We start from the raw sequence: 20,744 nt of genomic DNA, 5'->3' as shown, positions 1-20,744 counted from the left end.
TTGATGCATTCGCCTGTCCCGATTCCCGATTCCCGATTCCCGATTCCCGATTCCCGATTCCCGATTCCCGATTCCGACCCCGGCTACACTGGCGGCATGTCCTGTGATGTCATCGAAGTCGCCGCACTCAAGGCCGACAGCTTCGGCCGTATCGCCCTGATGCGCGATGGCGACGGGCTGTTCGTGCGCCGCGACCTGGGCCACGTGCCGTGGTGGTTGCGTTTGCCGGCCTGGTGGCTGGCGCGGCGCGAGGCGCGCGCGCTGCAGCGCGTCGACGGCCTCGAGGCCACCCCGCAGTTGCTGCGTTGGGACGGGCGCCGGCTCGACCGCAGCTATCTCGACGGCGCCGCCATGTACCAGCGCCCGCCGCACGGCGATCTGGCTTACTTCCGCCAGGCCCGGCGCCTGCTGCAGCGGCTGCATCGGCGCGGCCTGGCCCATAACGACCTGGCCAAGGAAGCCAACTGGCTGGTGCTGGTCGACGGCCGCCCGGCGATCATCGATTTCCAGCTCGCCACCCGCGGCGACCCGCGTTCGCGCTGGATGCGCCTGTTGGCGCGCGAAGACCTGCGCCATCTGCTCAAGCACAAACGCACCTATTGCCCGCAGGCGCTGACGCCGGTCGAACGGCGCGTGCTCAAGCGCCATTCCTGGTTGCGCGAACTCTGGTTCGCGACCGGCAAGCCGGTCTACCGCTTCGTCACCCGGCGCATCCTGGATTGGGAAGACAACGAGGGGCAGGGGCCCAAGCCTTGACGGCCGGGAGTCGGGAATCGGTATCAGGGGGTGGGATTCGTTGAAACCGCGACGTGGCGGTCAGGCGAGGCCGCGTTGACGCCGGCGTCGCGCGCGGACTGCTTCCGTACGCACAGGCCGCGCAAGCGCATGGTGTACCCGGTCCGCTACGATCCGCCGCTACGGCCGCACCGTCGCGGGACACGAACTCGCAGCGTCGTCGCTGCGTTAGCGTTCCACGCATCGGTCGAATCCTCTGTCCAGCGCAGGGCTTCCGCTCGGGAGCTCTGCGTCCGCCCCCAGGAGCTTCCATGAGCAGCTTGTCCGGCAAGACCATCTTCATCACCGGCGCCTCGCGCGGCATCGGCCGCGAAATCGCGTTGCGCGCCGCGCGCGACGGCGCCAACATCGCCATCGCCGCCAAGTCTTCGGTCGCCAATCCCAAGTTGCCGGGCACGATCCACAGCGTCGCCGCCGAAGTCGAAGCGGCCGGTGGCCGCGCACTCGCGCTCAAGTGCGATATTCGCGAAGAAGACGAAGTCAACGCTTCGGTCGCCGCGGTCGTCGACACCTTCGGCGGCATCGACATCCTGATCAACAACGCCAGTGCGATCTGGTTGCGCGGCACCCTCGACACGCCGATGAAGCGTTTCGACCTGATGCAGCAAGTGAACTCGCGCGGCAGCTTCCTGTGCGCGCAGGCCTGCCTGCCGTACCTGCAGCAGGCCGCGAACCCGCACATCCTGACCCTGGCGCCGCCGCCGAGCCTGGACGTGAAGTGGTGGGCGCCGCATACCGGCTACACCCTGGCCAAGATGGGCATGAGCTTCGTGACCCTGGGCCTGGCCGGCGAATTCGGCCCGAAGGGCATCGCCGTCAACGCGCTGTGGCCGAGGACGATCATCGCCACCGATGCCTTGAACCTGATCCCGGGCATCCCGATGGACCGCTGCCGCAAGCCGAGCATCGTCGCCGATGCGGTGCACGCGGTGTTGGTGCGCCCGGCGCAGGGTTTCTATGGACGTTTCCTGATCGACGAGGACGTGCTCGGCGAGGCCGGGGTGACCGACTTCAGCGAATACGCGGTGGATGCGAGCAAGCAGCCGCTGCCGGATTTGTTTCTCGATTGATGGCGCTCTGGATGGGGAGGGGCGCAGTGCGCCGTTCTCCGTTTGCAAGGCCCCATGTTCGCATCGCTACTCGCTGCCCCCTGTAGGAGCGACGTCAGTCGCGACCGCAATGCTTCGGTCTCGCTCCGCTACCGCCTGCAACCTCGGGGGTAGAAGCGGCGTCGTACAAGGATTTCCTGCGTCACAAGCCGCGACCGCGGTCGTTCTGCGATCTGCGTGAGCTGTCACGCTGAATTGCCGTTGCCGTTGCCGTTGCCGTTGCCGAGATTTTGATCTGCTTTGCCGCTTTGCCGGTCAAGTGGAGACCCGGAGGGCGGCGCACAGGACGTGCGCCCAGCTTTTAAAAAGGAATGACTCGATAGGACAAGGATGTCCTATCGAAAAATCCCGGCGCGCGCATCGCACTCGTGGCCTGTGCCCTTGCAGGGAGAGCCCTTTTCTTTGGTTACCTTTCTTTTGGGCTTAGCAAAAGAAAGTAACCCGGCCGCGTTAGCGGACGGAAGCTCTGCTGTTGCTTGTGGCTTCTCGATCAGCAAGATCAAACGCCAAAAGCTTCCGCCACTAAAGCGGCGGGTAACTTTCTTTTGTCTAAAGCAACAAAAGAAAGTCACCAAAGAAAAATGCTTTTGCTTTGAATCACAAGCCCGCGCGAGCGGTGCATACGCGGGGCTTTTTCATACGGGACATCCCTGTCCCGATGAAAAACGGCGCGCATCCCTGCGCGCCGCCCTTCGGGTCTTCCATTGCCTTCGCTAGTGCCAAGCTGCGCACAGCAACAGCAACAGCAACAGCAACAGCAACAGCGACATCTTCACGGCAACGGCAGACCATCGCTGCCTCGGGCTCCCGTGCGAAGCCACCCGACTCACTACTTCGGTTGCTTCAACGCCTCCGCCAGCGAATACAACAGATCGACGTAGAACTGTTCGGTCTGCACCAGGCCGGCGATCTTCGAGCCCTTCAGGGGTTCGATCACCATGTATTCGTTCGGCGCATGGGCGCCGCTGCCGTGGCCCAGGCCGCCGGCGATCATCGGCAGGCCCAGGGTCTGGGTGAAGACGTAGTAGGGGGCGCTGCCGCCGATGCGTGGGGCGACCGGCGGGGTGAAGCCGTGTTTGCGGTAGGTGCCGATCGCGGCGCGCGTCAACGGGGCTTCGACCGAGGTCTGCGCCGGCGGGTAGCCCGACAGCTTGCGGATCTCGATGTCGTCGAAGCCCTTGGCGTCCAGCTGTTTGCGGATCAGGGCCATGGCTTGGTCGGGGGTCTGGTCGGGCACCAGGCGCGAATCGACCTTGGCCACGGCGCGGTGCGGCAGGATGGTCTTGACGCCTTCGCCGGTGTAGCCCGCGACCAGGCCGTCGATGTTGAGGGTGGTGTCGAACAATTCCGCGGCGCGGGCGTCGCGGTCGTTGCGGCCGTTCTTCCAGCGCGCCGCGGCGAAGGCATCGAGTTGTTTCTGGGTGTCGCCGGCGCGCTTGGCCACCAGGCCGTTGAACAAGCGCTGTTCTTCGACGTTCGGCGCCCGGATCGCGTCGCGATAGCCGGGCACGGCGATCTCGCCGTCGGGCGTGGTCAATGTCGCCAGGGCCTGCACCAGGCGCCAGCTCGGCGAGTCGAGCTTGGCCGCGAGCGAGCCGTGCACCTCGCTCTTCTGCGGTCCGCCGGTCTTGGCATTGCCCTTGGCTTCCAGCTCCAGGTAGAGGATGCCTTTCACGCCGAGGAACATCGAGGCTTCGCCGTCGCGGTCCTGGGTGTTCATCGGGAAGAACACGCCATCGGCCTTGCGCAGTTGCGCCTCGTATTTGGCGACGACTTCGGGGTAATGCGGCGAGCCCAGTTCTTCCTCGCCTTCGGCCAGCACGATCAGGTTCACCGGCGGTTTTCCGCGCACCTGGATCACCGCATCGAGCGCATTGAGGAAGGCGCGTTGCGGACCTTTCTGGTTGGTCGCGCCGCGCGCCATCAGCACCTTGCCGAGCTTGGGGTCGTCGACGAGGGCGCCGTCGAAGGCGTCGACCTTCCAGCCGGTGGGTTCGATCGGCTGCACGTCGTACATCATGTAGACCACCAGCGTGTGTTCGGCGCCGGCGTCGTAATAGCCGTAGACACCGGGGTGGCCGGAGGTCGGCACCAGCGCGGTATCGCGGAAGCCGAGCGCCTGCAGGTCGCCGCGCAGCAGTTCGGCCATGGCGTCGATGCCCTTGTCCTGGGCGCTGATCGAGGGCTGCCTGACCCAGCGCTGCAACTGGGCGAGGTCGGCCGCACGCTGTTTTTCCAGGTGCGCATAGACATCGGCGTAGGCGCCGGTGAAGGCGGGCACCGAGGCGGCATCGAAGGCGGCGGTTTCGGTGATCGCGATCTTCGGCGGCGCGGCGCCGGCCTGGGCCAGAACCACGACGAGCACGGCGGGGAGCAGGCGAACGGTGTGGCTACGGCGTGAACTCATGACGTTTCCTCATCGAAGAAGAGCATGGAATGTCCGGCGACGCGCCATCGCAGCGACGACGCGTCGGTCAGGGTCGGCGCGAACCGCGCGGGAGGGAAGTGCCGCGGGCGTGTCGCGGTGCCGCGATCGGTGTCTTCGTCACCGCGACGGCGAAGCGTAGGCCCGCCGCGGCCGGCGGCAGTCCGTCGGCGGTTCGATCCGCCCGGCGCGCAGCCGCCGAACGCCGGGCGGTCTTGCCTCCGCGCCGCTGCGCGCGCCGGCACGATGCGCGACAATGGCGGTTCTTCTCCCTCGATCGCGACCGCCGCCCGCATGGACACCGCCTCGCTCTACGCCCTCTCCGAGCGCTATTACCTGCCAGTCTACCGCCCGCGCCGGATCGTGCTCGATCACGGCAAGGGCTCGCGCGTGTGGGACCTGGACGGCCGCGAGTACGTCGACTTCGGCGCCGGCATCGCGGTCAACGCGCTCGGCCATGCGCATCCGGCGTTGATCCAGGCGCTGACCGAGCAGGCCGGCAAGCTCTGGCATACCAGCAACGTCTTCATCAGCGAGCCGCCACTGCGCCTGGCCGAGCAGCTCGTGTCCGCCGCCGGTTTCGCCGAACGCGTGTTCCTGTGCAACTCCGGCGCCGAAGCCAACGAGGCGGCGATCAAGCTCGCCCGCAAGTGGGCGACCGCGCAGGGCCGCGAGCCCGAGCGCCGGGTGATCCTGAGTTTCCGCGGCAGCTTCCACGGCCGCACCCTGGCCGCGGTCACCGCGACCGCGCAGCCGAAGTACCACGAAGGTTTCGAGCCGCTGCCGCCGGGCTTCCGCTACAGCGATTTCAACGATCTGGCCGCGGCCGAAGCGGCGATGGCCGCGGGCGACGTCTGCGCGGTGCTGGTCGAACCGGTCCAGGGCGAGGGTGGGGTAACGCCGGCCTCGCAGGAGTTCTTAGGTGGTCTGCGGGCTTTGTGCGACCGCCACGAAGCGCTGTTGATTCTCGACGAGATCCAGTGCGGCATGGGCCGCAGCGGGCGTTTGTTCGCCTGCCATGGTTATGAGGTCGTGCCCGATGTGGTGACGCTGGCCAAGGCGCTCGGCAGTGGTTTTCCGATCGGCGCCATGCTGGTCGGGCCGAAGGCCGCGCAGTCGATGCAGTTCGGCGCCCACGGCACCACCTTCGGCGGCAATCCGCTGGCCGCGGCAGTCGCGGGCGCGGCGCTGCGCGAGTTGAATTCGCCGCAGCTGATGGCCAACGTCGAACGCCAGGCGCAGTCGATCCGCGCCGGCCTCGCCGCGCTCGATAGCGAGCTCGGTCTGTTCTCGGAGATTCGCGGGCGCGGGCTGATGATCGGCGCGCAGTTGCGTGCCGAACACGCCGGCAAGGCCGGCGAGATCCTCGACCGTTGCATCGAGCACGGCCTGCTGGTGCTGCAGGCCGGGCCGGACGTGCTGCGTTTCGTGCCGGCGCTGAACATCGGCGACCAAGACGTCGCCGACGGGCTCGCGCGCCTGCGCGCGGCCCTGCTGCAGTTCCTCGGCCGCTGACCCGGGCGCTGACTTTGGGCGCGATGAGCGACTGCATCTTCTGCGCCATCCTCGCCGGCCGCGCGCCGGCGAGCCGGGTGTACGAGGACGAGGTCGCGGTGGCCTTCATGGACCTGCGCCAGGCGGTCGAAGGCCACGTCCTGGTGGTGCCGCGCCGGCACATCGAGGACATCTACGCCCTCGACGAAGCCACCGCCGGCCATCTGATGGCGGTCGCGGTGCGCATCGCCAAGGCCCTGGCGGCGCAAGACCGGCCGGCCGGGCTCAATCTGTGGCAATCCAACGGCGAGGCCGGCGGCCAGGAGGTGCCGCACGTGCATCTGCACGTGCAGCCGCGCCGCGAGCACGACGGCATCTTGCGCCTGTACCGCGACGGCTTGCCGGCACCGGCCGATCGCGCCGTGCTGGACCGGTTGGCCGAGCGTATCGCTCGCGATCTCTAACGATTACCCATCGAAACCGCGCCGGCAGGGCGTCGACCTCGCCTTCGCAAACGCTCCGGCCGGGAGCGGGCCTTTACGGCTCTTCACTAAACGATAATAATTCTCGTTTGCTTTAGACCCCGGAGTCCCCCGCATGCCCTGCAGCCGTCACGTCCCGGCGCCCCTCGCCCTGGCCATTGGTTTTTGCCTGAGCTTTCCGGCCTTGGCCGAAGGCCCCGATGCCGCCGCCGACCAAGCCAAGACGCTCGACCACATCGTCGTCCAGGGCGCGTCCATCGGCTACAAGGCCGGCAACGCCAGCACCGCGACCAAGACCGACACGCCGATCTCGGAAACCCCGCAAGCGATCACCGTGGTCACCCGCGAGCGCATGACCGACCAGGGCGCTTTGAACGTGCAGGACGCACTGAACTACGCCGCCGGCGTGCGCTCGGACGCTTACGGTCTGGACTCGCGTACCGACTCGGTGCTGATCCGCGGCAGTTCGCCGCAGGAATACCTCGACGGCCTGCGCAGCAACTTCAACTACTACACCAGCACCGCGCGCACCGACCCCTACATGCTCGAGCGCATCGAAGTGCTGCGCGGCCCGTCCTCGATGCTGTTCGGGCAGGGCAGCACCGCCGGCGTGGTCAACCTGGTCAGCAAGCGCCCGCAGGCGCAGACGCAGCGCGAAATCGGCGTGCAACTGGGCAGCTTCGATCGGCGCCAGGTCAACGCCGATTTCACCGGGCCGCTGACCGCCGACGGTACCTGGCTGTATCGCATCGTCGGCGTTTACCGCGACAGCGAAACCCAGGTCGATCAGGTCGACGACGACCGTCGCCTGATCGCCCCCTCGCTGACCTGGAAGCCGAGCGAAGACACTTCTCTGACCCTGCAACTGCGCTGGCAGCAGGACCGCAGCGGCTCGACCGCGCAATTCTTCGGCTGGAGCGGCCTGCTGGCGCCCAATCCGAACGGGCGCATTCCGGTCGATCGCTACATCGGCAACCCGGGCGATCATTACGACACCGACCGCACGTCCGCGGGCTGGTCGTTCGAGCATCGCTTCAACGACAACTGGACCGTCCGCCAATCCTTCCGCGCCGCGCGCAACAAGGTCGATTACGCCAGCGCTTATGGCGATCCCTTCACCGACCCGCTCAACCCGTTCGTCGACGCGCAGCAACGCGTCATTCGGCGCGAAGGCTGGTTCGCCGATACCGAGGTGCGGATGCAGAACATCGATCAGCACGTCGAAGGACGCTTCCAGACCGGCGCGGTTTCGCATCAGATGCTGCTGGGTCTCGATGCGGCGCGTTTCAAGCAGGAAGAGCGGCAACTGTTCGAGGGTGCGCAAGACCGTGGCGGCACCATGCCGGCGATCGACATCTTCGATCCGGTGTACCTGCCGCATACGCCGCCGCCGTTCGGTCCGGCGGTCAAAAGCAGCCAGCGCCAGGTGGGCATGTACCTGCAGGACCAGATGCATATCGGCGATCACTGGATCGTGGTTGCCGGCCTGCGTCACGATCGGGCCAAGAACGGATTGGCCGGCGCCGGCACCGAGGCGTCCAGCGCCACCACCAAGCGCCTGGGCATCATGTTCCACGATTGGGCCGGCTGGTCGCCGTATGTAAGTTACAGCGAGTCCTTCACCCCGGTGGCCGGCACCCATGCGATCACCGGCGCTCGCTACAAGCCGAAGAAGGGCGAGCAGATCGAAGCCGGCCTCAAGTTCGAGCCGGCCGGCCGCGACCTGAGTTTCACCGCCGCGGCCTACGAACTGCGCGAAGAAAACCGCCTGGTGTCCGATCCGGCCCACCCGAACACCAATGTGCAGGCCGGCAAGACCAAGGTCAGCGGTCTTGAGCTCGAGCTCACCGGCAGGGTGACCTCCAGCTTCGACATCACCGCGCACTACAACTATCTCGATAACGACAAACAGCTCGAAGCCACGCCACGGCACCAGGCGGCGGTGTGGGGCAAGCAGCGTTTCAGCATCGGCGGCCGCGACGGTTTTGCCGCCGGTCTGGGCCTGCGCTACATGAGCGCGTTCGACAGCCTGCCGGCGCCGACCACGCCTTCGGTGACGCTGGCCGACGCGATGGTGTCGTTCGACACCGGCGCATGGCGCTGGGCGCTCAACGTCAACAACCTCACCGACAAGCGTTATTTCAGCATCTGCATGGGCCGAGGCGACTGCTGGTTCGGCGCGCGCCGCAACATCGGTCTGAGCGCTACGTTCACCTTCTGACCGCCTTGGTCAAACAAAAGGCCGGCGAATTCGCCGGCCTTTTTTGTTTGCGTCACTGCGGCGGCGAAGGACAATGGCGCCACGCCGTCCACTTCCCGGCTCGCTCCCCCCTTTGAAAAAGGGGGGCAGGGGGGATTTGCTCTTGCCTCAGTCCGCGAGTGGACGCCTTACAGCGTAGCGAACGTCGCTCGCGCCGCTTCCACCGTCTCGGCGATTTCCGCCTCGCCGTGCGCACTCGACACGAAGCCGGCCTCGAATGCCGATGGCGCCAGATACACGCCGCGTTCGAGCATGCCGTGGAAGAAACGGTTGAAGCGCTGGGTGTCCGAGCCGAGGGCATCGGCGAAGCTTTCGACCGGACCTTCGCGGAAATACAGGCCGAACATGCCCGGCGCACGGGTGGTGTGGAAGGCGATTCCAGCGGCTTTCGCCGCGCTTTCCAGGCCATCGCAGAGCGCATGGGTGCTGCGTTCCAGGGCATCGTGGAAGCCCGGCGCCTGGATCAGCTCCAGGGTCGCCAGGCCCGCGGCCATCGCGACCGGATTGCCGCTGAGTGTGCCGGCCTGGTAGATCGGGCCGCTCGGCGCGACCTGGCTCATCAGGTCGCGGCGACCGCCGTAGGCGCCGACCGGCATGCCGCCGCCGATGATCTTGCCGAAGGTGCTCAGGTCCGGAACGATGCCGTAACGCTGTTGCGCGCCGCCCAGGGCGACGCGGAAGCCGGTCATGACTTCGTCGAAGATCAACAGCGCGCCGTGCTTCGTGCACAGCTCGCGCAGATGCTGCAGGTAGCCGTTGCGCGGCAGGATGCAGTTGGCGTTGCCGACGATCGGCTCGATGATCAAGCCGGCGATCTCGTCGCCGACTTCGTCGAACAGGGCGGTCGCGGCGTCGAAGTCGTTATAGGGCAGGGTCAGGGTCAGGTCGGCGAGCGCCGACGGCACGCCCGGCGAGTTCGGCAGGCCCAGGGTCAGTGCGCCGCTGCCGGCCTTGACCAGGAAGCTGTCGCCGTGGCCGTGATAGCAGCCCTCGAACTTGACGATGCGGCTGCGCCCGGTCGCGCCGCGCGCCACCCGGATCGCCGACAAGGTCGCTTCGGTGCCCGAATTGACCATGCGCACCATCTCGCAGCTCGGCACGATGCGGGTGATCGCCTCGGCCATCGTCACCTCGAGCGCATTCGGCACGCCGAAGCTGAGGCCGTGACGCATCGTTTCGGCGACCGCGGCCAATACCTGCGGATGCGCGTGGCCGGCGATCATCGGGCCCCAGGAGCCGACGTAGTCGATATAGCGGTTGCCGTCGACGTCGTACAGATGAGCGCGTTCGGCGCGTTCGGCGAAGAACGGTTCGCCGCCGACCGACTTGAAGGCGCGCACCGGCGAATTGACGCCGCCGGGCAGCAGTTCGGACGCGCGGGTGAACAGCTCGTGGGAGCGGGTGTTATTCATGGGGGGCTTCTTCGAAACAGGAAAGGTAGGCGCGCACCGCAGCGGCCGGGTCGGGCGCATCGAACACGCCGCTGATGACCGCCAGCAAATCGGCGCCGGCATCGACGAGCGAGCGCGCATTGTCCGGGGTGATGCCGCCGATGGCCACCCGCGGCAGGTTCAGCGCCGCCGCTTGCGTCAGCAACTGAGGCGAGGCCCGCCGCGCATGCGGTTTGGTCGGCGAGGGGAAGAAGGCGCCGAAAGCGACGTAGCCGGCGCCCTGGGCGGCGGCGCTGCGGGCGAGTTCGATATCGTCGTAACACGAGGCGCCGAGGATCGCATCGGGGCCGAGCGCGGCGCGGGCCGCGCTGAGTTGGCCGTCGTCTTCGCCCAGGTGCGCGCCGTCGGCGCCGATTTCGGCGGCCAAACGCCAATCGTCGTTGACGATCAGCGGCACGCGATGGCGCCGGCATATCGCCAGCAGGGCCAAGGCCTGTTGCCGGCGCAGGGCGGCGCCGGCGGATTTGTTTCGGTATTGCAGCCACTGGGCGCCGGCCGCCAGCACGGCATCGACCCGGGCCGTCAAACGACCGGTGTCGGCTTCGTCGGGCGTGATCGCGTACAGGCCGCGGCGCGGCCAAGGAGAATTCATGGGTCGGCTTCCGTCGGGGAGGGCGGGGTGTGACAATGCGCGTCCCGCAATCCCCGCATTATCCGCCCATGTCCGAGATCGCCGCGACCACCGCCTACCGCACCTGGATGTGCGTCGTGTGCGGCTTCATTTACGACGAAGCCCTGGGGCTGCCGGAAGAGGGCCTGGCTCCGGGAACGCGCTGGGCGGACGTGCCGGACACCTGGACCTGCCCGGATTGCGGGGTGACCAAGGACGATTTCGAGATGATGGAAGTCTGAAGCGCCGCTGCGCGGGCGTCCCGCCCCGGCGGATCGCCGGCCCTGGCCGGTTTGGCTCGCTTCTTGGGTGTCCTTCCCTACGTGAAGGTGCCCGACACAGGTATCCCGCATGGCGGGGCCTGCCCAGGCCGGCGTGATCCCACCGCCCGTCTTTATTCGATCCCCGGCCCGAACTGCAGCGCGGCACCGTCGCGCAGGTTCAATTGAGCCGCCTGGCCGGCATTGAGCTCAAGCACATACTTCGCCGGCGCATCGCTCGGATAGGGCGGGCAGGCATCGCCGGCCGAGCACGGCGGCACATCGCGGCGTTGCGACACCAGCCGCCCGCGGGCATCGAAGTAGAGGATGTCGAGCGGGATCCGCGTGTTCTTCATCCAGTAGGCCAGCGCCTGTTCGCCGTCGTGGACGAACACCATGCCCCGGTCGGCGGCCATCTCGTCGCGGAACATCAGCCCGCGCGCCCTGGATTCATCGTCGGCGGCGACTTCCACCGAATAGCGGCGACCCGCGAGTTCCACCCAGGATTCGCCGTCATTGGATGCACAGCCTGAGAGGAGCAGGCCCAGGCAAACGATCGCTGCACGTAGCGTCGACATGGCGCTCATCCCTGCGATTGGAGAATGCTTGGAACATCATCGAAGCGGCCGGCGCGCGTCAATGCGAACGCTGTGAAATTCTTTTCGTGATCCTCTTCCCAATGCGTATTCATGTATGCATAATGCGCGGCCCCGCTGAGCAGACGCATCGCACGGCGGGGACGCGCAGAAATGGCGGTTTCGACAGGTGTTGACGGTCTGAAACATTGCTGTAAGATGCGCGGCCCGCTGACCGGTTTGTAAGGTTGGTGGGGCGCAGAAAACGGCGGTTTCGATAAGTGTTGACGAGTCGAAAACATGCTGTAAGATGCGCGGCCCGGTGAGACGGAAGCTTCGGAAAAACGAAGCGGACGACGAGTCGGGAGGCAGCAAAAAGTTTCGCGGACAGGTGTTGACGTTCACGAAAACTGCTGTATAGTGTGCGGCTCGCTCGGGCACTTCGGTGACGAGCACGAAACAAGGCGCTGAGGCCGGTTTCGACGATCTTTGACAGTGTGCGCAGGTGACTTGTGCGGGCGTCTGGCGGGTGGATGATTGTCCATCTTGCAGACGTTCGTAACAGAGTCCAAATGATTGAAGAAAGCATGCAAATGCGAGTAATTGAGTAATGAGGGCCTGGGGCGAAGTCTGCACTCAAAGCATTGATGAAGGCCGCAAGGCTGGAATCGAAACATTTAAGTGAAGAGTTTGATCCTGGCTCAGAGTGAACGCTGGCGGCAGGCCTAACACATGCAAGTCGAACGGCAGCACAGAGGAGCTTGCTCCTTGGGTGGCGAGTGGCGGACGGGTGAGGAATACGTCGGAATCTGCCTATTTGTGGGGGATAACGTAGGGAAACTTACGCTAATACCGCATACGACCTACGGGTGAAAGCGGAGGACCTTCGGGCTTCGCGCAGATAGATGAGCCGACGTCGGATTAGCTAGTTGGCGGGGTAAAGGCCCACCAAGGCGACGATCCGTAGCTGGTCTGAGAGGATGATCAGCCACACTGGAACTGAGACACGGTCCAGACTCCTACGGGAGGCAGCAGTGGGGAATATTGGACAATGGGCGCAAGCCTGATCCAGCCATGCCGCGTGTGTGAAGAAGGCCTTCGGGTTGTAAAGCACTTTTGTCCGGAAAGAAAAGCTTCGGGTTAATACCCCGAGGTCATGACGGTACCGGAAGAATAAGCACCGGCTAACTTCGTGCCAGCAGCCGCGGTAATACGAAGGGTGCAAGCGTTACTCGGAATTACTGGGCGTAAAGCGTGCGTAGGTGGTTTGTTAAGTCTGATGTGAAAGCCCTGGGCTCAACCTGGGAATGGCATTGGAAACTGGCTTACTAGAGTGCGGTAGAGGGTAGTGGAATTCCCGGTGTAGCAGTGAAATGCGTAGATATCGGGAGGAACATCTGTGGCGAAGGCGACTACCTGGACCAGCACTGACACTGAGGCACGAAAGCGTGGGGAGCAAACAGGATTAGATACCCTGGTAGTCCACGCCCTAAACGATGCGAACTGGATGTTGGGAGCAACTTGGCTCTCAGTATCGAAGCTAACGCGTTAAGTTCGCCGCCTGGGAAGTACGGTCGCAAGACTGAAACTCAAAGGAATTGACGGGGGCCCGCACAAGCGGTGGAGTATGTGGTTTAATTCGATGCAACGCGAAGAACCTTACCTGGTCTTGACATCCACGGAACTTTCCAGAGATGGATTGGTGCCTTCGGGAACCGTGAGACAGGTGCTGCATGGCTGTCGTCAGCTCGTGTCGTGAGATGTTGGGTTAAGTCCCGCAACGAGCGCAACCCTTGTCCTTAGTTGCCAGCACGTAATGGTGGGAACTCTAAGGAGACCGCCGGTGACAAACCGGAGGAAGGTGGGGATGACGTCAAGTCATCATGGCCCTTACGACCAGGGCTACACACGTACTACAATGGTAGGGACAGAGGGCTGCAAACCCGCGAGGGCAAGCCAATCCCAGAAACCCTATCTCAGTCCGGATCGGAGTCTGCAACTCGACTCCGTGAAGTCGGAATCGCTAGTAATCGCAGATCAGCATTGCTGCGGTGAATACGTTCCCGGGCCTTGTACACACCGCCCGTCACACCATGGGAGTTTGTTGCACCAGAAGCAGGTAGCTTAACCTTCGGGAGGGCGCTTGCCACGGTGTGGCCGATGACTGGGGTGAAGTCGTAACAAGGTAGCCGTATCGGAAGGTGCGGCTGGATCACCTCCTTTAGAGACAAAAAGACAGTTAATTGCCTGTCCAGACGTCCGCACAAGTGACCTGCATTTCAGAGTTCCCGATCGCCTTGGGGTGATCGAGGAGTCGTCCCGTTTCGATGGGGCTTTAGCTCAGCTGGGAGAGCACCTGCTTTGCAAGCAGGGGGTCGTCGGTTCGATCCCGACAAGCTCCACCACCTAGCCAGTAAGTAGTCCTTAGGGACGAATTGGGTCTGTAGCTCAGGTGGTTAGAGCGCACCCCTGATAAGGGTGAGGCCGGTGGTTCGAGTCCTCCCAGACCCACCACCCTGGCGAAAGCTGGAGCGAGACAAAACTCTGAACTGCGCACACATAAAGATTTGAAACTTCGAAGGCGCTGAAGCCTTTGAAGTGTTCTTTGAAAAACTGGAATGTAGCGAGCGTTTTGAGACGGAATGTCCAAACGTGTCGTGAGGCTAAGGCGGGGCCCAAGAGGCCCTAACATTTGAAGTTGTTGATTTGTTCGTGAATCGATAATCCTGAGGCAACTTGGGGTTATATGGTCAAGCGAATAAGCGCACACGGTGGATGCCTTGGCGGTCAGAGGCGATGAAGGACGTGACAGCCTGCGAAAAGCGTGGGGGAGCTGGCAATAAGCATTGATCCCACGATGTCCGAATGGGGAAACCCACCTAGCAATAGGTATCCTGCAGTGAATACATAGCTGCTGGAAGCGAACCCGGAGAACTGAAATATCTAAGTACCCGGAGGAAAAGAAATCAACCGAGATTCCCTAAGTAGTGACGAGCGAACGGGGACTAGCCCTTAAGTTGCATCAGCTTCAGCAAAACGAGTTGGAAAGCTCGGCCATAGAAGGTGACAGCCCTGTATGCGAAGGGGCTGATGCGATGAAATCGAGTAGGGCGGGGCACGAGAAACCCTGTCTGAACATGGGGGGACCATCCTCCAAGGCTAAATACTCCTGACCGACCGATAGTGAACCAGTACCGTGAGGGAAAGGCGAAAAGAACCCTGGTGAAGGGAGTGAAATAGACCCTGAAACCGTGTGCGTACAAGCAGTAGGAGCTCCGCAAGGAGTGACTGCGTACCTTTTGTATAATGGGTCAGCGACTTACTGTTCGTGGCAAGCTTAACCGTATAGGGGAGGCGAAGGGAAACCGAGTCTGATAAGGGCGCATAGTCGCGGGCAGTAGACCCGAAACCGGGTGATCTAGTCATGCCCAGGGTGAAGGTTGAGTAACATCAACTGGAGGCCCGAACCCACTCCCGTTGCAAAGGTAGGGGATGAGGTGTGATTAGGAGTGAAAAGCTAATCGAACCCGGAGATAGCTGGTTCTCCTCGAAAGCTATTTAGGTAGCGCCTCGGACGAATACTACTGGGGGTAGAGCACTGTTATGGCTAGGGGGTCATTGCGACTTACCAAACCATGGCAAACTCCGAATACCAGTACGTACTATCCGGGAGACACACGGCGGGTGCTAACGTCCGTCGTGAAAAGGGAAACAACCCAGACCCACAGCTAAGGTCCCAAATTTATCGCTAAGTGGTGAACGATGTGGAAAGGCACAGACAGCCAGGAGGTTGGCTTAGAAGCAGCCACCCTTTAAAGAAAGCGTAATAGCTCACTGGTCGAGTCGGTCTGCGCGGAAGATTTAACGGGGCTAAGCGATAAACCGAAGCTTGGGGTGCATCACTTTGTGATGCGCGGTAGAGGAGCGTTCCGTAAGCCGTTGAAGGTGGATTGAGAAGTCCGCTGGAGGTATCGGAAGTGCGAATGCTGACATGAGTAACGATAATGCGGGTGAAAAGCCCGCACGCCGAAAGCCCAAGGTTTCCTTGCGCAACGTTAATCGACGCAGGGTGAGTCGGCCCCTAAGGCGAGGCAGAAATGCGTAGTCGATGGGAAGCAGGTTAATATTCCTGCACCTCGCGTAAGTGCGATGGAGGGACGGAGAAGGTTAAGCAGGCCAGGCGTTGGTTGTCCTGGTGAGAGAGTTGAGGCGGTCCCCTTAGGCAAATCCGGGGGGGCAACGTTGAGACTAAGGACCGGTCCTTTTGGACTAGGCTGCTGATATCACGCTTCCAGGAAAAGCTCCTAAGCTTCAGCTTACGCAGACCGTACCGTAAACCGACACAGGTGGGCAGGATGAGAATTCTAAGGCGCTTGAGAGAACTCGGGTGAAGGAACTAGGCAAAATAGCACCGTAACTTCGGGAGAAGGTGCGCCCTTTCTGGTGAATAGCTGGGAGGGGCCGCAGTGACCAGGCCGCTGCGACTGTTTATCAAAAACACAGCACTCTGCAAACACGAAAGTGGACGTATAGGGTGTGACGCCTGCCCGGTGCTGGAAGGTTAATTGATGGGGTCAGCCGCAAGGCGAAGCTCTTGATCGAAGCCCCAGTAAACGGCGGCCGTAACTATAACGGTCCTAAGGTAGCGAAATTCCTTGTCGGGTAAGTTCCGACCTGCACGAATGGCGTAACGACAGCGGCGCTGTCTCCACCCGAGACTCAGTGAAATTGAAATCGCTGTGAAGATGCAGCGTTCCCGCGGCAAGACGGAAAGACCCCGTGAACCTTTACTATAGCTTTACACTGAACGTTGAGTTCGTCTGTGTAGGATAGGTGGGAGGCTATGAAACCATGGCGCTAGCTGTGGTGGAGCCATCCTTGAAATACCACCCTGTCGTGCTTGACGTTCTAACCTAGGCCCGTAATCCGGGTCGGGGACCGTGTATGGTGGGTAGTTTGACTGGGGCGGTCTCCTCCCAAAGTGTAACGGAGGAGCACGAAGGTACGCTCAGCGCGGTCGGACATCGCGCACTGTGTGCAAAGGCATAAGCGTGCTTGACTGCAAGATCGACGGATCAAGCAGGTACGAAAGTAGGTCTTAGTGATCCGGTGGTTCTGTATGGAAGGGCCATCGCTCAACGGATAAAAGGTACTCCGGGGATAACAGGCTGATACCGCCCAAGAGTTCATATCGACGGCGGTGTTTGGCACCTCGATGTCGGCTCATCACATCCTGGGGCTGTAGTCGGTCCCAAGGGTATGGCTGTTCGCCATTTAAAGTGGTACGCGAGCTGGGTTCAGAACGTCGTGAGACAGTTCGGTCCCTATCTGTCGTGGGCGTTGGAGATTTGAGAGGGGCTGCTCCTAGTACGAGAGGACCGGAGTGGACGAACCTCTGGTGTTCCGGTTGTCACGCCAGTGGCACTGCCGGGTAGCTATGTTCGGAAGCGATAACCGCTGAAAGCATCTAAGCGGGAAGCGCGCCTCAAGATGAGATCTCCCGGGACTTTAAGTCCCCTAAAGGAACCATCAAGACTAGGTGGTTGATAGGCAGGGTGTGTAAGTGCGGCAACGCATTGAGCTAACCTGTACTAATGATCCGTGTGGCTTGACCATATAACCTCAAGTTGCCTTGGCTTCATTGACACGTTCTAGACGTTTCGCCCAAAATACTGTTCGCTACATTCCAACTTATTCGCCGATGACGGAGACCATCCCGTCTGAAGCAACCCAACGAGAGCGTGTGCGCTACTTCAATACAACGAAGACGGCGACCCTCCACCCTCTCCCTGGTGATAATAGCTGTGTGGCACCACCCGATCCCATCCCGAACTCGGAAGTGAAACGCACATGCGCCGATGGTAGTGTGGCCTAAGCCATGCAAGAGTAGGTCATCGCCAGGGGCTTTACCCTAAAACGCCGCAACCCACAGGTTGCGGCGTTTTTCTTTGTCCGCGTTTTAACCCGGAATCAAGCCAACACTTAATCCCAGCCCATTAAGTTCGGGGCCCGCTTCGATACCGGACGTTAATCGCCGCCGTGCCACCTGTAGGAGCGACGTCAGTCGCGACCACGAATGCGTTGAGAAAACAACGCCGATGTCGTTTATCGAGGTGGCCTGCTGGGGCGCGCAAAGGCCGCGATGTCTTGGCACCTAAATAGCGGCATCGGTAGCCGTCAGGAGATTGCGGTTGCTGTGCGCCGCCCTGCACTCGCGAAGGCAATCGAAGACCCGAAGAGCGGCGCGCAAGGATGCGCGCCGTTTTTCATCGGGACAGGGATGTCCCGTATGAAAAATCCCTGCGTCGGCATCGAGCGCGCGGGCCCTTGATTCAAAGAAAAGCATTTTTCTTTGGTTACCTTTGACCGAAGGGAATCCAGACGGACTTTTGTTGCTTATGACAAAAGAAAGTAACCCGCCGCTTTAGTGGCGGAAGCTCTTATCGTTTGATCTTGCTTGTATGAAAGCCATAAGCAAGTGCAGAGCTTCCGTCCGCTACGCGGCCGGGTTACTTTCTTTTGCTAAGCCCAAAAGAAAGTAACCAAAGAAAAGGGCTCTCCTTGCAAGGGCACAGGCCACGAGTGCGATGCCTGCGCAGGGATTTTTCGATAGGACATCCTTGTCCTATCGAAAAACGGCGCACGTCCTGTGCGCCGCCCTTCGGGTCTCCACTTGACCGGCAAAGCGCCAAAGCAGATCAAAATCTTGGCTACGGCTACGGCTACGGCTACGGCTACGGCTACGGCTACGGCAACGGCAACGGCAACGGCAACGGCAACGGCTACGCTCAGCCTTGCCGACATGGGCGGCTTCGCGCTCGGCTTTGGCGAGGCGGTGTCGAAAAAACAGAACAGCACGATTGGCCTGGGCGCTTCGGCCGCACGTGGACTGCGGTCCAGGCAATTCTTACGGCGGCCGGAAACTGGATGGGCAGCCTCTGCAACCCGGCCCACACCGACTTTGGGCGGATGTCGCCGGCAACATAAGCGCGTTAGACTTCGGCCGGGTCACCCATCAGCGATTCGCGCGTCGAGCCACATGTGCCCGGCGACGCCCCGGGATCGCAAGGAGAAGCACGATGAAGTTCACAATCACCGGCAAAGTCCGCCGTTAAGTCGGCGCTTGCGGTACCGGGCGATGCCTGGGCCGCCTCCGGCTGAACGACCGCCGTTCCGGGCCTTCCTGGCCCTGGATCGCCCGCGCTCGTCCGCCGCCTAACTCCCGTCATCCGATCCGGCGCAGCAGCGCCGCTCGTCCTCGCATCGCTGTTTCCGCGCCTGTCTCGGCTCGGAAAACGCGGCGCGCACGGGAGTCTTTCCAAGTTCAAACAAGGCTCAACGCCATGATGATTTTTCGTTGGTTCGAATCGTTGATCGACCCGTTCCGGCCGGCGCCGGAGACGATGCCGCCGAACACCGTCACCGGGTTCTACCGGCATTTCATAAGACAGGCCTGGCCTGTGTTCGCAGTGCTGACGGTGGTCGGTTTCCTGGTCGCGATCGTAGAGGTTGCGATGTTCGACTACCTCGGTCGCGTCATCGACCTGGTCAATACCACGCCGAGCAAGGAACTGTTCGCGCAGCACGGCGGTGAGTTGCTGTGGATGGCCGTGGTAATGCTGTTGGCGCGGCCGCTGTTCCTCGGCTTGCACGATTTGCTGCTCAATCAGACGGTACATCCGAGCATGACCAACCTGGTGCGTTGGCAGACCCACCGTTACATGCTCAAGCAAAGCCTCAGCTTTTTCCAGAACGACTTTGCCGGCCGTGTCGCGAATCGGATCATGCAGACCGGCCCGTCCTTGCGCGAGTCCACGACCCAGGCGTTCGACGCGATCTGGTACGTGATCGTGTACTCGGCGTCGGCGATCTACTTGTTCGCGCAGGCGGACGTTTGGCTGGTGTTGCCGTTGGCGGTGTGGATCGTGGTTTATATCGGTCTGCTGCGCTACTTCGTGCCGCGGGTGAAGCTGCGCTCATGGCGGGCCTCGGATGCGCGTTCCAAGTTGATGGGGCGCATCGTCGACGGCTACTCGAACATCGCCACGCTCAAGCTGTTCGCGCACTCGCGGCGCGAAGAGGAATACGTGGCCGAGGCCATGATCGAGCAGACCCAACGGTCGCGCGACATGACCCGCATGACCACGCTGATGGGTGTGAGCATCACCACGCTCAACGGTCTGCTGATCGTCGGCACCACCGGTCTGGCCTTGTGGCTGTGGCATCGCGGAGCGATCACGGTCGGCGCGATCGCGTTGGCGACCGGCCTGGTGATCCGCATCCACAACATGTCGGGTTGGATCATGTGGACGATCAACGGCATCTTCGAGGACATCGGCACGGTGCAGGACGGCATCGAGACGATCTCGCGGCCGCTGACGGTGGTCGACCACCCCGAGGCCAAAGCGCTGCAGGTCGACGAAGGCAGCGTGCGTTTCGAGAACGTGCACTTCCACTACGGACAGAACAGCGGTTTGATCGCCGACCTGGACCTGACGGTGAAGCCTGGCGAGAAGATCGGCCTGGTCGGGCCGTCAGGTGCGGGCAAGTCGACGCTGATGAACATCCTGCTGCGCCTGTACGATCTCGAAGGCGGCCGCATCCTGATCGACGGCCAGGACATCGCCGGCGTAACCCAGGAAAGCCTGCGTTCGCAGATCGGCGTGGTCACCCAGGACACTTCGCTGCTGCATCGTTCGATTCGCGACAACCTGCTGTACGGCCGTCCCGATGCGAGCGAAGCGGAGATGGCCGAGGCGGCGCGTCAGGCGCGTGCGGACGAGTTCATCCCTCGCCTGGTCGATGGCGAGGGGCGAGTCGGTTACGAAGCCTTGGTCGGCGAACGCGGCGTCAAGCTGTCGGGCGGTCAGCGGCAGCGGATCGCGATAGCGCGCGTGCTGCTCAAGAACGCACCGATCCTGATTCTCGATGAGGCGACTTCGGCGCTGGATTCCGAGGCCGAAGCGGCGATCCAGGACAGCCTGGACACGTTGATGACCGGCAAGACGGTGATCGCGATCGCCCATCGGTTGTCGACGATCGCGCGCATGGATCGCCTGGTGGTGATGGACAAGGGCCGCATCATCGAGACCGGTACGCACGAGGAACTGATCGCCCGCGATGGTTTGTATGCGCGCCTGTGGAAGCGGCAGACCGGCGGGTTCGTCGCGGTCGATTGATGGCTCGTAAGCAACTGCCCTCACCCCACTCCCTCTCCCGCTCGCGGGAGAGGGGCGTCATGCGGCTTTCGGCGCCATTTGCGGGCGGAGCCATTTGCGGGGGC

12 protein-coding genes, 2 tRNA genes and 3 rRNA genes are annotated in these 20,744 nt (G+C 62.6%); 13 read left to right on the top strand and 4 right to left on the bottom strand.

All coding sequences use genetic code 11. The features are described 5' to 3' along the window. Positions 1 to 96 precede the first annotated feature (96 nt). The 3 genes from ACKN61_RS19875 (at position 97) to ACKN61_RS19865 (ending at position 2,621) form a co-directional block, all read left to right on the top strand. Positions 97 to 756, top strand: coding sequence for a serine/threonine protein kinase (locus tag ACKN61_RS19875; RefSeq protein ID WP_408950910.1), 660 nt, complete (start codon positions 97 to 99; stop codon positions 754 to 756). Between the two features lie 290 nt (positions 757 to 1,046). Then, positions 1,047 to 1,865 (top strand): SDR family oxidoreductase, encoded by an 819-nt coding sequence (locus ACKN61_RS19870; protein WP_408950909.1) that lies wholly within the window; start codon positions 1,047 to 1,049, stop codon positions 1,863 to 1,865. 369 nt (positions 1,866 to 2,234) lie between these two features. Beyond that, positions 2,235 to 2,621 carry a hypothetical protein gene (locus tag ACKN61_RS19865; protein WP_408950908.1) on the top strand — a complete coding sequence of 129 codons (387 nt, stop codon included), beginning with the start codon at positions 2,235 to 2,237 and terminating at the stop codon, positions 2,619 to 2,621. A 112-nt stretch (positions 2,622 to 2,733) separates the two neighbouring features. Here the strand turns inward: ACKN61_RS19865 and ACKN61_RS19860 are convergent, their stop codons facing one another. Next, a complete protein-coding gene (locus ACKN61_RS19860) occupies positions 2,734 to 4,311 on the bottom strand; it encodes a M20/M25/M40 family metallo-hydrolase (RefSeq protein WP_408950907.1) in 1,578 nt (525 codons plus the stop codon). Positions 4,312 to 4,623: 312 nt separating this feature from the next. Between ACKN61_RS19860 and ACKN61_RS19855 the strand changes: the two genes are divergently transcribed. From ACKN61_RS19855 to ACKN61_RS19845, 3 genes are all read left to right on the top strand, one after another. After that, positions 4,624 to 5,844 carry an acetylornithine/succinyldiaminopimelate transaminase gene (locus ACKN61_RS19855; RefSeq protein ID WP_408950906.1) on the top strand — a complete coding sequence of 407 codons (1,221 nt, stop codon included), beginning with the start codon at positions 4,624 to 4,626 and terminating at the stop codon, positions 5,842 to 5,844. 23 nt (positions 5,845 to 5,867) lie between these two features. Next, positions 5,868 to 6,287, top strand: coding sequence for an HIT family protein (locus ACKN61_RS19850; RefSeq protein WP_408950905.1), 420 nt, complete (start codon positions 5,868 to 5,870; stop codon positions 6,285 to 6,287). Positions 6,288 to 6,420: 133 nt separating this feature from the next. Then, positions 6,421 to 8,526: a TonB-dependent siderophore receptor gene (locus ACKN61_RS19845; protein ID WP_408950904.1), complete on the top strand. Its 2,106-nt coding sequence runs from the start codon at positions 6,421 to 6,423 to the stop codon at positions 8,524 to 8,526. A gap of 167 nt (positions 8,527 to 8,693) precedes the next feature. Here ACKN61_RS19845 and hemL read toward each other — a convergent pair whose 3' ends face one another. Further along, entirely contained in the window at positions 8,694 to 9,977 is a 1,284-nt protein-coding gene (hemL, locus tag ACKN61_RS19840; RefSeq protein WP_408950903.1) for a glutamate-1-semialdehyde 2,1-aminomutase, read from the bottom strand. Continuing rightward, a complete protein-coding gene (gene thiE / locus ACKN61_RS19835) occupies positions 9,970 to 10,608 on the bottom strand; it encodes a thiamine phosphate synthase (protein ID WP_408950902.1) in 639 nt (212 codons plus the stop codon). The genes hemL and thiE overlap by 8 nt, the downstream gene beginning before the upstream one ends. Positions 10,609 to 10,676: 68 nt before the next feature. Here thiE and ACKN61_RS19830 point away from each other — a divergent pair, with 68 nt between their 5' ends. Continuing rightward, positions 10,677 to 10,868, top strand: coding sequence for a rubredoxin (locus ACKN61_RS19830; RefSeq protein ID WP_036115753.1), 192 nt, complete (start codon positions 10,677 to 10,679; stop codon positions 10,866 to 10,868). Positions 10,869 to 11,020: 152 nt separating this feature from the next. Here ACKN61_RS19830 and ACKN61_RS19825 read toward each other — a convergent pair whose 3' ends face one another. Continuing rightward, complete coding sequence (locus ACKN61_RS19825; protein ID WP_408953874.1) at positions 11,021 to 11,464, bottom strand: DUF192 domain-containing protein; 444 nt, start codon at positions 11,462 to 11,464, stop codon at positions 11,021 to 11,023. A 675-nt stretch (positions 11,465 to 12,139) separates the two neighbouring features. Between ACKN61_RS19825 and ACKN61_RS19820 the strand changes: the two genes are divergently transcribed. From ACKN61_RS19820 to ACKN61_RS19795, 6 genes are all read left to right on the top strand, one after another. Then, positions 12,140 to 13,684 (top strand): 16S ribosomal RNA (locus ACKN61_RS19820). Between the two features lie 106 nt (positions 13,685 to 13,790). Then, positions 13,791 to 13,866: transfer RNA gene (locus tag ACKN61_RS19815), tRNA-Ala, on the top strand. Between the two features lie 32 nt (positions 13,867 to 13,898). Continuing rightward, a tRNA-Ile gene (locus ACKN61_RS19810) sits at positions 13,899 to 13,975 on the top strand. Between the two features lie 234 nt (positions 13,976 to 14,209). Continuing rightward, positions 14,210 to 17,077: ribosomal RNA gene (locus ACKN61_RS19805) — 23S ribosomal RNA — on the top strand. 172 nt (positions 17,078 to 17,249) lie between these two features. Beyond that, positions 17,250 to 17,364: ribosomal RNA gene (rrf, locus tag ACKN61_RS19800) — 5S ribosomal RNA — on the top strand. The 16S, 23S and 5S rRNA genes sit together here with 2 tRNA genes alongside, the layout of an rRNA operon. Before the next feature lie 1,446 nt (positions 17,365 to 18,810). Beyond that, positions 18,811 to 20,640, top strand: coding sequence for an ABC transporter ATP-binding protein (locus tag ACKN61_RS19795; RefSeq protein WP_408953873.1), 1,830 nt, complete (start codon positions 18,811 to 18,813; stop codon positions 20,638 to 20,640). The last annotated feature ends 104 nt before the right edge of the window (positions 20,641 to 20,744 follow it).

The organism is Lysobacter sp. Hz25, from assembly GCF_046097045.1.
GTDB classification, from domain to species: Bacteria; Pseudomonadota; Gammaproteobacteria; order Xanthomonadales; family Xanthomonadaceae; genus Lysobacter; species Lysobacter antibioticus_B.
Note: the sequence above shows the minus strand (reverse complement) of the source record. Positions and strands in the feature narration are given on the sequence as shown.